The sequence below is a fragment of the Thermomonas sp. genome (assembly GCF_025993755.1).
In the GTDB taxonomy this organism is placed as follows: Bacteria; Pseudomonadota; Gammaproteobacteria; order Xanthomonadales; family Xanthomonadaceae; genus Thermomonas.
Genome location: NZ_JAMQHN010000160.1, coordinates 24,052 through 33,231, shown reverse-complemented (window position 1 = coordinate 33,231; position 9,180 = coordinate 24,052). Strand labels below are relative to the sequence as shown.

Here is a 9,180-nt window from a genome sequence, read left to right as displayed (position 1 = left end):
GCGGTGATGGCCGCCTCCCGGAAGCGTTCGGCCACACGCTCGACGGTCCACTCAGCCATGGCGCGCCTCCCGTGCACCGTAGAGCCGCTCGCCGATTTGCCGGATCAGCTCGCGCTCCATCCAGTCGAGTCGGGCGTCCTCGAGGGAGACGACGAGCAGGCGCTGCTCGCGCCAGCCGCGGCGCTTGACGGCCTCCACGTCCATCGACTCGGGCTGCAGCCGACCGAGCGGGCAGCGGTAGCGAGGGGTCGGAACAATCATCTCAGTCCTCCTGCGCCGCGTCGTGAAGCGGGAGGGCCCAGAGCAACAGCGCCAAGGCGTCGGCCTCGTCGTCGTCCGCCGGGGCGTGGCCCCGCGCACGCACGGCCGCCATCACCGCGTCCTTGCCGGCGTTGCCGCGGCCGGTGGCGTGCTTCTTGATCGTGCCCACCGGCACGCCCTGGTAGGGAATGCCGTGGTGCTCGCACCAGGCCGTGAGCGTGGCGAGGAAGCCGCCGTAGACGTGCGCCGCGTCGGTCGAGACGTGGCGGCGCACTTCCTCGAAGACCAGCGTGTCGATCCCGTCGGCGTGGGCCTTGAGTTCGGTGAGCCAGCGCTTGAAGCGCAGGAAACGCATGCCGCCGCCTTCGAAGCGTCGGGGCTTGAAGGCTTCGGTGCCGCTGGTGATTCGGCCCGTGCGGTCGCGCAGCGCCCAGCCGGTGGAGGTGCCCAGGTCCAGGGCCAGGATCGTGGTGTGCATGGTGTCAGTCCTCGTTCGGTGGGGACTGACGCATCCGACGCACGATATCGATAGTTCCCGTGAGGCGCGCGCACGCGCGCGCGCGTAGAGACTTACGATGGACAGCGTCAGATGCGTCAGTCCTGTCGGTGGTCACGGGTGTTCAGTCGTCGGCATAGGGGGTGTAGGCGGGCTGCATCGGGTGCTTGAGACCCACGCCACGGAAGCCCCGGATGCCGGCGGCGTTGCGCCATTTCTCGACGCCGCGGGTGATCAAGAGGTCGGAGAAGCGGCGCTGTGAGCCGACGAACTCGCCGGCGGCCTCCGCCCACTGCTTCCAGTCGGTGAACAGTTCGGCGGTCAGTGACTTGGCATTGGCCTCGCGCACGCAGCGCTCCTCCAGCCAGCGGCCCAGCGCGTCCTCGGCTTCGAAGTACTCCTCGGTGGCGGCCACGACCTGCGGCGGCGGATCGAGCCGGCCCAGGCGCTGCCAGGCCAGGCACCCTTCCAGCGCCCAGGCCAGGATGCCGTCCCGCTCGGCCAGCAACTTCTGCTGCAGGTGTTTGTCGCGCCGCTCGGGCGGCACGGTGATCGTGAAGGGGATCAGGTGCAGCCTCCGCTTCATCGCCTCGTCGATGTTGCGGATGGCGGGCTTGTGGTTGCCGGCGACGAAAAGCTTGAACTGCGGCCAGAACTCGAAGAAGTCCTGCCGCATGAAGCGCGCGGAGATCTTGTCGCCGCCCGTGAGGCTCTTGACCTTGGATTCGGCCCAGCGCCGCCCTTGCTCGGTCTCGATGGAGGAGACGAAGCGCGCCCCGCGCAGGCCCGCCATGTCGGTTGGATGCCGGTCGCTGCGCGTCTCCATGAAGGTGTCCATCGGCGCGCTGGCGGCGTAGTCGCCGAGGATCGTGGCCAGGGTGTTCACGAACACCGACTTGCCGTTGGCGCCGGTGCCGTAGAGGAAGAACAGCGCATGCTCCCGGGTCGAGCCGGTCAAGCAGTAGCCGCTGACGCGCTGCAAATAGGCTTGCAGGTCCGCGTCGCCGCCGGTGACTTCGGCAAGGAAGCGCCGCCAGGTCGGGCAGTCGCCGCCGGGCGTGGCGGTGGTGATCTTGGTCATGCGGTCGGCGCGGTCGTGTGCGCGCATGCGCCCCGTCCTGAGGTCGACCACGCCGCCTGGGGTGTTGAGCAGCCAGGGATCGGCGTCCCACTCGGCGGTGGTCGCGGCATGACGTCGGTCTGCGCGAGCCAGGCGTTCGACGCCGCCGACGGTGCCGGAGGTGGCCAGCTTGGCCGCCAGCTTCGGGTTGTCGGCCTGGAGGGCCGCGTGTCGGCAGACACCGCGGATCAAGTCGGTGGCCGCCAGCGTCTCCTCGTTGCGCCAGCGCCGACCGTCCCACACCAACCAGCGGCCCCAGGCCGCCACGTAGCGCCAGTCGCGGTGGTAGCGCCGGGTGAAGGCCAGCGCCAGGGCATCTTCGGTGCCCCACACCGATTCATCCGCGCCGATCACCGGCTCGCCGGGGTCCGCAATGTCATGCACCTGCACACGCGGACCGTGGGCGAGGAAGGCCGCGACGTCGAAGCCCTCCATCACGGCGTCCGCCGCGTCCCAGCCCTCGGCGGCTTCCTCGGGTGGGTAGAGGATGTGGCAGGTCTTCGCGCCCGCCGACAGAATCGCCTGGGCCGCCTGCACGGCGTACTCCCAGCCCGGCTTGTCGCGGTCGGGCCAGATCAGCACCGCCTTGCCCGCCAGCGGCGACCAGTCGGTCTTGTCCACCGGGGCGTTGGCCCCGTGCATCGCGGTGGTGGCCACGATCCCGATCTCGATCAAGGCCTGGGCGCATTTCTCGCCCTCGACCAGCACGACCTGGGCGGCGTCCTGGATCCCCGGCTGGTTGTACAGCGGCCGCGGCTCGGGCGGGGCTTTTCTGCGGCGGCGCGCGTCCCAGGGCCGGAATTCCTTCTTGCGCCCGGGCGGGTCGTAGCGGTAGACGACGGCGATGAGCTGCCCTTGTGCGTCGAGGTAGTCCCACTTGGCGGTGGCCGGGCCGAGATCGTCGACCGGGGTCTCCTTGGCAGCCTTGCGCGCCGGGGCCGTGGGAGCACGGCCGACGAGGTCCTCGGCCAGGTCGAGGACGCGGGCGAAGTCGCCGTGCACGTCCACGCCGAAGTGGGCGCCGATCAGGTGGAACACATCGCCGCCGTCGCCGGTGGCTCGATCGGTCCACAGTCCCGCCTTGTCGCCGTCGAGCACGACCTCCAGGCTGTCACCCGGGCTGCCGAGCACGTCGCCGATGACGAACTTGCCGCGGCGCGTCCGACCGGCGGGGAACAGGGTGAACAGCACCGACTCCAGCCTCGCGAGCAGGGCGGCGCGCACGGCCTCGCGGCGCTCGGACGCCGGGATCTCGGGCTCGGGCGCGGTGTCATTGAAGTCCAGCATCCGCCTCCTCCTCGTGCACTGCGTCGGCCGTGAGCAGGGCTTGGCTTTCCTCCATCCACGCGATCAGTTCGCTCAGCTTGAAGCGCAGCAGCTTGCCGACCCGGTAGTGCGGCAGGCGCAGACGCCGGCGCTCCTTCGCGTGCGTGAGCCAGTAGTGCGGCAGATTGAGCGCCAGTGCCGCCTCGCGTGCGTCGATCAGGCGCTCCCCGAGCACCGGGTGCAGTGGTCTGTCGGTCATGCCGCAGCCCTCCAGCACCGGTCCTGCCACGGACACATCCGGCACTCGACATGGGTGGGATCGGCGAAGGCGCGTGGAAGCAGTTCGCCCGCCTCGGTGGCCGTGATGACCTTCACCGCCCGGTCGGACATGCGCTGCGCCAACGCCGCATCGAACGGCACCAGCTCGGCGTGGATCTCCATGGTGTCGGCGTTTACCGCCGTGAACAGGGCCGGGTGCGCGTGCAGTTCGAGATAGGCCTGGTAGAGCGCCACTTGCGCGGCGTAGACCGGGCGGGCAGACGCAAGCCGGTGCTTCTCCAACTCGCGCCACGATTTGGCGCTCAAGGCTTTGTTCTCCCACAGCGCCGGGTAGCCGGAACCGAACCCCAGATCGGGCCCGGCGACGATGACGCCATCGACGTGGCCCTGCAGGCGCCCGTCGAGCGCCGAGAAGCCGAAGGGCTCGCCCGCGTCGTCGCGCGTGCGCAGATCGAAGCCCGCCGCGCGCAGCCATCCGACCATGCAGTCCTCCATAAGGTGGCCGCGCTCGAAGACGCGCAGCATGCGACCGTCGGTCTCGCGACCCGGATCGACCGGGGCGTCGGCGACCTCGTATTGCAGCGCGCGCTCGCACGCGGCCCCGAGGCGCGAGGCGCCCAGGTACGTGCGGCGAGGCTGCGCCGCGCGAGACTGCTGCATCCCGGCATCGATCAGCGCCGTGACCTGACCCGACAGGCTCTTGGAGGCGTTGAAGTCCATCATCGCCGCGCCTCCTTGGGTGCTGCCGTGCGTGCCGTCTGCGCTTGAGCCTTCGGCTCCTCCCACGGCAGATCGTCCTCGAGGTCGGCGAAGGGGTCGGACACCGGGTCTTTCAAGCCCCGCACCGGCGGGTACTTGGTCGCTTCGTGGTGCTCGACCATCGCGTCCGTGTAGCAGGTGACGATGGCGTCGATCACCTGGAGCGCCTCGTCCTCGGAGTACGCGCCGAGGGGCTTGTCGAAGCCGATGCGTTCTGCCGCCGCGCCGAAGGCCTTGAGGCACTTCCTCATCGCGGCCATTTCGACGTCAGACGGGTCGATCATCGCGACCTCCCCGAGGGGTGGGCGTCCGTCCCGCACCCGCAGCCACTGACCGTAGAGCGCATGAAACGCCTCCTGGCAACGCCGCGAGCAGAACACCCAGTCGATCGGATAGCGCCGGGCGTCGCCCACCGGATGCCGAAGGTCCGAGTGGCCGTAGCCGCGCGCCTGTCGTTTGCAGACCCAACACTTCACTGACCCTCCTCTCACTGCGCCCAGGCGGGCTTGCCCGGCATGGCGGGGCGTTGCGGGTTGACGGGCGGCGTCGTGCGCGGCGGGGTTGCTGCGGCGGGCGCGCCGGTGGAACCACTGCCGGGGTTCTTCGGCGGCAGCCCCATCAGGCGGGCGTAGTCCGGGTGGTCGGGCTCGACGGCGTTTCGGATGACGTTCTTCAAGTCGCCGCGGCCGTCCTTCTCGATGTCGATGCGGGCCGCAAACTCGATGCCGTCGAGCTCGTGGAAGCCCTGGATGCGCCGCGCGGCGGCGGCCTGCGGGCTCATGTCCTGCGGATGGACGTTGCGGGCGGAATTGAGCACGGCGCGCACGAAGCTGCGCCCCATCTGGCCCCAAGCCGGGCCCTTCGGGGAGTGCAGGCCGATGTTGCTCCAGAGCTTGCGCCGGGCGTACTCGCCCTCCAGCACCACGAACTCGGCCGCCAGATAGACCGAGCCAGTTTCAAAGCTCTGCGTGGCGTAGCCGCCGGTCCAGCCCTGGGCCGGGTCATCGAAGCCCCCGGGCTTGAGGGTCATGCGCACGCGGGCGAGCGTGCCCTTGGGGATGAGGTCGAAGTGCTGCTGCTGCACGTCGTTGAAATCGCACCAATCGGTCATGGCTTACTCCTTGGATGTCGGGATTCGAGTGGCGGCGGCGCACTTGTCGATCAGCGCGCGCAGGTTCGGCGGCTCCAGCAACTCGAGCTGGCCGGAGCGGTCCTTGGCCGGGACGCCGTAGGGGTTCACCGTGTGGCAGACGAAGGCGCGGTAGATTGATCCGTCCTCGGCCTTGATCTCGGCCAAGGTGACCACCTCGTCGACGATGCCGGGCAGTTCCGCGGCGGTCTTGGCGCCCTCGATCTGCGGCACGAAGACCTTGCGGTTGAAGTCGTCCAGGCGCTCGTCGAGGATGGCCACGAACACGACATGCTTGCCGCGCGCGTGCTGCAGGTGGGTCAGCGCCCCGATGAGCTCGGCGCCGAGCAGGCCGTAGGCGCCCCGGGTGTCGGGCTTGCCGGTGCGCTCGCTGTAGGACTGCGGCTGGGTCTTGGCCCAGACGAGCGCCAGACGGGCGAGCACCGTGATGCTGTCGACGAAGTAGGTGTCGTACTTGGCCAGTTGCGCCGGGTCGCCGTAACGCTCGCAGACGTGCCGGTAGTGCGCCTCGGAGAACGGCGCATCCGCGGGCAGCGCCGGGTTCGGGCCGGCCAGGAACACCACGAGATCGCGGAACTCCGGCCAGGTGGTCGGGCGCACGCAGTCGCCGCGCCAGTCCTTGACGGCCAGATCCCCGGCCTCGAGGTCGACGAACAGGGTCGAGGCTTCGGACAGCGTCTTGAGCTGGCTGGTCTTGCCGATGCCGCTCTTGCCCAGCAGCACGAGCTTGACGCCCTGCTTCTCGCGCAGTCGCTGGTCGGCGGTGATGATGGGAAGGGCCATCACGCCACCTCCTTCAGCCGCTCGGCCACCAGAGGGTTCCAGAGGATCTGGTAGCCGCTGTGCCCGTTGCGGGAGTACGGCATCGCCTCGGCCCAGGCCTCGCCGGCCTCGGTCAACTCCCACTCGTCGCGGTCGTTGCGGAACTGCAGGCCGTGGTGGGCCAGGCGCTGGTTGGTGGCCTTGGCCGACAGGCCGAGCAGCCTGCCGAGCTGGGTGGCGTTGAGGGAGCAGATCGCCTCGTTCGCGGCGGTGTCCCGGGCAGGAAGGGCGCGGCGCAGGGTCTCGACCGCCAGCCCCGTGTTCTCCTGGATGCAGGTGAGCGTGGCCGCCATCGCGATGCCGGGTTTGACCCCCGGCACCTTGGCCACGGCCTCGCCGATCAGCAGGAGGGCGGTGACGCGGTCCTGGGTGGGCGTCGGCAGGGTCGTACGTGCACTTGGCGCCGTGTAGCTGCCCGTCTTGCGGATCGCCGGCAGCACCTCGTGGGTCACCCAGCGCTTGAAGTGCTTGGCCTCGCGCTTGCGGCTACCCAGCACCAGGCTGTAGAGGCCGGGCTCGTTGACGACGTTGACCTGGTCATTGCCGCGCGAGATGCCCTGAATCGAGATCAGGGCTTGCTCGTCAGGGTCCAGTCGCGCCAGGGCGCGGGTGGTGTTCGGCAGTTCAAGAACCGCGCACACATCCGCCGCGACGAACCACGGTTCGCCTTGGGCATCCGTGACGACCCGGACCGGACGGCCCTCGAAATCAAACGGGATCAGTTCGGTGCTCATGGATCACTCCTCCGAGACGAGGGCCAGCCGGAACGTGGGCTTGCCGGGCTTGACGGTGCGGGCGGCCTCGAACCCGGCGCGCAAGGCGGGCGGCCAGTTGTTGAAGCGGGACTCGGACACCGAGTACTCGACGTCCAGGTAGTCCTCGACCTTCTCGCCGGCGGCGGCGATGCGCCGGGCGATGGCGGCCAGTTGCGCCTGGTCCCAGGACACGCGCTTCGGGACCTCGACCGTCACGCGAAGCAGCCCGTCCTGCAGGTGCACGATGCCGAAGTCCTTGCCGGCCTCGATGCGTGCAGCACGGGCCTGCTCGCCGTAAGCCGCATCGAGCGCGGCGTCGAACTTGGCGCGCGCCTGCTTGAGCCAGGCGAGCGCTTCGTCCAGGTTGCGGCTGATCTCCGCCTTCTGGGCGGGCGGCAGCGCGGCCAGCTGGCCGACGGACATCGCAGCGATGTCGGCGGGGTAGAGGGTCAAATCGCTCATCGCATCCCCCTTCAGCGCGCCGCGCGCTCGGAGGTCGAGTCGTGCAGGGCGCCACGCTCGAACTCGATGACCGACTCCAGGGGGTAGCTGACGCGCTTGGACAGCTTCAGGTAGCGCGGGCCCCGCCCTTCGCTGCGCCAGCGCTGCAGGGTCTTGGGGCTCAGGCCCCAGCGCTGCGCGAGCTCGTTCTCGTTGAGGACCCGACGGTCGCCGGGAGACAGGCTGTTGATCGCATCGACCGGCGACCGGGGGATGGTGCTTGCCGTTGTCGGCATGGAAGCCTCCTATGACGCTGTTGAGGAACAGGTGTCATTGCAGGCTTCGGGTGGCGAACCTTGGAGGGACCGAATGGCGAACCACGCGGGAACTTCGGGTTCGCCAAAGTTCTCGCCGATACGAAAACGGCGGGCACAAGGCCCGCCGTCATGGTCGAGGATCAGTCAAGGACGGCTGTGCGTCACTCCGCCTGCAAGGCGGCGATCAAGGGGCAGCGCACCCGGCCGCGAATGGCATTGCAGCGCTGCACGAGCTCGGACAGCGCCGCTTCGATGCGCTGCAGGTCAGCCAGTCGTTCGCGAACGTCAACGAGTTTGCGCTGAGCCTGCGCACGCGCCTCGGCGCAGTGCGATCCGTCCTCGAGCTTGAGCAGTTCGGACACCTCGTCGAGACTGAAGCCCAGCCGCTGTGCCGACTTGATGAAGCGGACGCGGCCAAGCTCGTCGGCGCCGTAACGGCGGATACTTCCCTGCGGCCGATCTGGTTCGGGCAACAGCCCCTTGCGCTGGTAGAAGCGGATGGTTTCGACATTGACGCCAGCCGCGCGCGCCAGCGCGCCGATCGTCATCGCCTCGATCTCGGGCGTGCTGTTCATGGTCTTGACTCCGTACTTAAGTACGGAAGTAAGCTTACTCCATGAAACCAGACACCCCAACTGCGCAAGGCAGTACCGGAGGCGGCCGTGCGGCGCTCGCGGCCGGATTCGTCTCGGCCATCCTCGCATCGACCTGCTGCCTCGGGCCATTGGTGCTGATCACGCTGGGCTTCTCAGGGGCATGGATCAGCAACCTGACGGCCCTCGAACCCTACCGCCCGATCTTCATCGGCGCGGCCCTCGTCGCGTTGTTCCTCGCCGGGCGACGCATATGGGCGAAAGCCCCGGCGTGCGAACCCGGACAGGCCTGCGCGGTGCCGTCGGTTCGGCGCGGCTACGAGCTGCTGTTCGGGATCGTGGTCGCCCTGGTGATCGTGGCGCTCGGCTTCCCGCTGGTCGCGCCCTGGTTTTACTGAACGGAGGTTTTATGAAGAGATTGCTTGGTTTTCCGATGCTGACGCTCGCCCTGATCGTGAGCGTGCCAGTCATCGCCGCGACAAAGACCGTCACCCTGTCAGTGCCGGGCATGAACTGCGCCGCCTGCCCGATTACGGTCAAGAAGGCGCTCGGCAAGGTGCCGGGCGTGGCCAAGACGGACGTGAACCTCGACAAACGACAGGCGACCGTGACGTTCGACGACGCGCGGGCGAATGTAGAGGCGCTGACGCGGGCGACCCAGGATGCTGGCTACCCCTCGACGGTGGTCGGGAGCGTGAAGTGACTGCCGTCGTTCTGGAATCGACGTTGACTTGTCCGGAGTGCGGTCACACCAAGACCGAGACCATGCCTACCGATGCCTGCCAGTGGTTCTATGAGTGCGAGGCCTGCCACGCCATACTCAAGCCCAAGCCCGGGGACTGCTGCGTCTATTGCTCCTACGGCACTGTGCCGTGCCCACCAATCCAGGAGCGTGGCAGAGGTAGTTGTTGCGCCAGCTGA

The 9,180-nt window shown here is 68.8% G+C and carries 15 protein-coding genes; 3 read left to right on the top strand and 12 right to left on the bottom strand.

Translation table 11 applies throughout. The features are described 5' to 3' along the window. Nucleotides 1-51: 51 nt before the first annotated feature. From Q0X16_RS11790 to merR, 12 genes are all read right to left on the bottom strand, one after another. Entirely contained in the window at nt 52-261 is a 210-nt protein-coding gene (locus Q0X16_RS11790) for a hypothetical protein (RefSeq protein ID WP_297834636.1), read from the bottom strand. A gap of 1 nt (nt 262) precedes the next feature. Beyond that, on the bottom strand, nt 263-739 hold the full coding sequence (locus Q0X16_RS11785; RefSeq protein WP_297834633.1) for a hypothetical protein: 477 nt from the start codon (nt 737-739) through the stop codon (nt 263-265). 142 nt (nt 740-881) lie between these two features. Next, nucleotides 882-3,164, bottom strand: a complete 2,283-nt coding sequence (locus Q0X16_RS11780) for a phage/plasmid primase, P4 family (RefSeq protein ID WP_297834631.1) — start codon at nt 3,162-3,164, stop codon at nt 882-884. Then, nucleotides 3,148-3,402 carry a hypothetical protein gene (locus tag Q0X16_RS11775; RefSeq protein WP_297834627.1) on the bottom strand — a complete coding sequence of 85 codons (255 nt, stop codon included), beginning with the start codon at nt 3,400-3,402 and terminating at the stop codon, nt 3,148-3,150. Before Q0X16_RS11775 ends, Q0X16_RS11780 begins: the two co-directional genes overlap by 17 nt. Further along, nucleotides 3,399-4,145, bottom strand: coding sequence for a PD-(D/E)XK nuclease family protein (locus tag Q0X16_RS11770; protein WP_297834625.1), 747 nt, complete (start codon nt 4,143-4,145; stop codon nt 3,399-3,401). The genes Q0X16_RS11775 and Q0X16_RS11770 overlap by 4 nt, the downstream gene beginning before the upstream one ends. Next, a complete protein-coding gene (locus Q0X16_RS11765; RefSeq protein ID WP_297834624.1) occupies nt 4,142-4,594 on the bottom strand; it encodes a DUF6511 domain-containing protein in 453 nt (150 codons plus the stop codon). The genes Q0X16_RS11770 and Q0X16_RS11765 overlap by 4 nt, the downstream gene beginning before the upstream one ends. Nucleotides 4,595-4,668: 74 nt before the next feature. Continuing rightward, nucleotides 4,669-5,292, bottom strand: a complete 624-nt coding sequence (locus Q0X16_RS11760) for a hypothetical protein (protein ID WP_297834621.1) — start codon at nt 5,290-5,292, stop codon at nt 4,669-4,671. A 3-nt stretch (nt 5,293-5,295) separates the two neighbouring features. Further along, entirely contained in the window at nt 5,296-6,114 is an 819-nt protein-coding gene (locus tag Q0X16_RS11755) for an ATP-binding protein (RefSeq protein WP_297834618.1), read from the bottom strand. Continuing rightward, nucleotides 6,114-6,887 (bottom strand): BRO family protein, encoded by a 774-nt coding sequence (locus tag Q0X16_RS11750; protein WP_297834616.1) that lies wholly within the window; start codon nt 6,885-6,887, stop codon nt 6,114-6,116. Before Q0X16_RS11750 ends, Q0X16_RS11755 begins: the two co-directional genes overlap by 1 nt. Nucleotides 6,888-6,890: 3 nt before the next feature. Next, on the bottom strand, nt 6,891-7,370 hold the full coding sequence (locus Q0X16_RS11745) for a hypothetical protein (RefSeq protein ID WP_297834614.1): 480 nt from the start codon (nt 7,368-7,370) through the stop codon (nt 6,891-6,893). Nucleotides 7,371-7,381: 11 nt separating this feature from the next. Beyond that, on the bottom strand, nt 7,382-7,645 hold the full coding sequence (locus Q0X16_RS11740; protein WP_028769813.1) for a helix-turn-helix domain-containing protein: 264 nt from the start codon (nt 7,643-7,645) through the stop codon (nt 7,382-7,384). 182 nt (nt 7,646-7,827) lie between these two features. Continuing rightward, the gene (gene merR / locus Q0X16_RS11735) at nt 7,828-8,241 is read right to left on the bottom strand and encodes an Hg(II)-responsive transcriptional regulator (RefSeq protein ID WP_053822773.1); all 414 of its coding nucleotides are present in this window, start codon (nt 8,239-8,241) and stop codon (nt 7,828-7,830) included. Between the two features lie 41 nt (nt 8,242-8,282). On the opposite strand from merR, the gene merT reads away from it, so the two are divergent. The 3 genes from merT to Q0X16_RS11720 are packed head-to-tail and all read left to right on the top strand — an operon-like array spanning nt 8,283 to nt 9,180. Next, complete coding sequence (gene merT / locus Q0X16_RS11730) at nt 8,283-8,657, top strand: mercuric ion transporter MerT (protein WP_053822774.1); 375 nt, start codon at nt 8,283-8,285, stop codon at nt 8,655-8,657. Between the two features lie 11 nt (nt 8,658-8,668). Continuing rightward, nucleotides 8,669-8,962: a mercury resistance system periplasmic binding protein MerP gene (gene merP, locus Q0X16_RS11725; RefSeq protein ID WP_053822775.1), complete on the top strand. Its 294-nt coding sequence runs from the start codon at nt 8,669-8,671 to the stop codon at nt 8,960-8,962. Next, on the top strand, nt 8,959-9,180 hold the full coding sequence (locus Q0X16_RS11720) for a GDCCVxC domain-containing (seleno)protein (protein ID WP_082371571.1): 222 nt from the start codon (nt 8,959-8,961) through the stop codon (nt 9,178-9,180). The genes merP and Q0X16_RS11720 overlap by 4 nt, the downstream gene beginning before the upstream one ends.

Bases quoted from the DNA above. Each gene is read 5' to 3' on its own strand.
- Q0X16_RS11775 (WP_297834627.1), bottom strand. From the start codon at position 3,402: ATGACCGACAGACCACTGCACCCGGTGCTCGGGGAGCGCCTGATCGAC.
- Q0X16_RS11745 (WP_297834614.1), bottom strand. From the start codon at position 7,370: ATGAGCGATTTGACCCTCTACCCCGCCGACATCGCTGCGATGTCCGTC.
- merT (WP_053822774.1), top strand. From the start codon at position 8,283: ATGAAACCAGACACCCCAACTGCGCAAGGCAGTACCGGAGGCGGCCGT.
- Q0X16_RS11760 (WP_297834621.1), bottom strand. From the start codon at position 5,292: ATGACCGATTGGTGCGATTTCAACGACGTGCAGCAGCAGCACTTCGAC.
- Q0X16_RS11770 (WP_297834625.1), bottom strand. From the start codon at position 4,145: ATGATGGACTTCAACGCCTCCAAGAGCCTGTCGGGTCAGGTCACGGCG.
- Q0X16_RS11780 (WP_297834631.1), bottom strand. From the start codon at position 3,164: ATGCTGGACTTCAATGACACCGCGCCCGAGCCCGAGATCCCGGCGTCC.
- Q0X16_RS11790 (WP_297834636.1), bottom strand. From the start codon at position 261: ATGATTGTTCCGACCCCTCGCTACCGCTGCCCGCTCGGTCGGCTGCAG.
- merR (WP_053822773.1), bottom strand. From the start codon at position 8,241: ATGAACAGCACGCCCGAGATCGAGGCGATGACGATCGGCGCGCTGGCG.
- merP (WP_053822775.1), top strand. From the start codon at position 8,669: ATGAAGAGATTGCTTGGTTTTCCGATGCTGACGCTCGCCCTGATCGTG.
- Q0X16_RS11750 (WP_297834616.1), bottom strand. From the start codon at position 6,887: ATGAGCACCGAACTGATCCCGTTTGATTTCGAGGGCCGTCCGGTCCGG.
- Q0X16_RS11785 (WP_297834633.1), bottom strand. From the start codon at position 739: ATGCACACCACGATCCTGGCCCTGGACCTGGGCACCTCCACCGGCTGG.
- Q0X16_RS11740 (WP_028769813.1), bottom strand. From the start codon at position 7,645: ATGCCGACAACGGCAAGCACCATCCCCCGGTCGCCGGTCGATGCGATC.
- Q0X16_RS11755 (WP_297834618.1), bottom strand. From the start codon at position 6,114: ATGGCCCTTCCCATCATCACCGCCGACCAGCGACTGCGCGAGAAGCAG.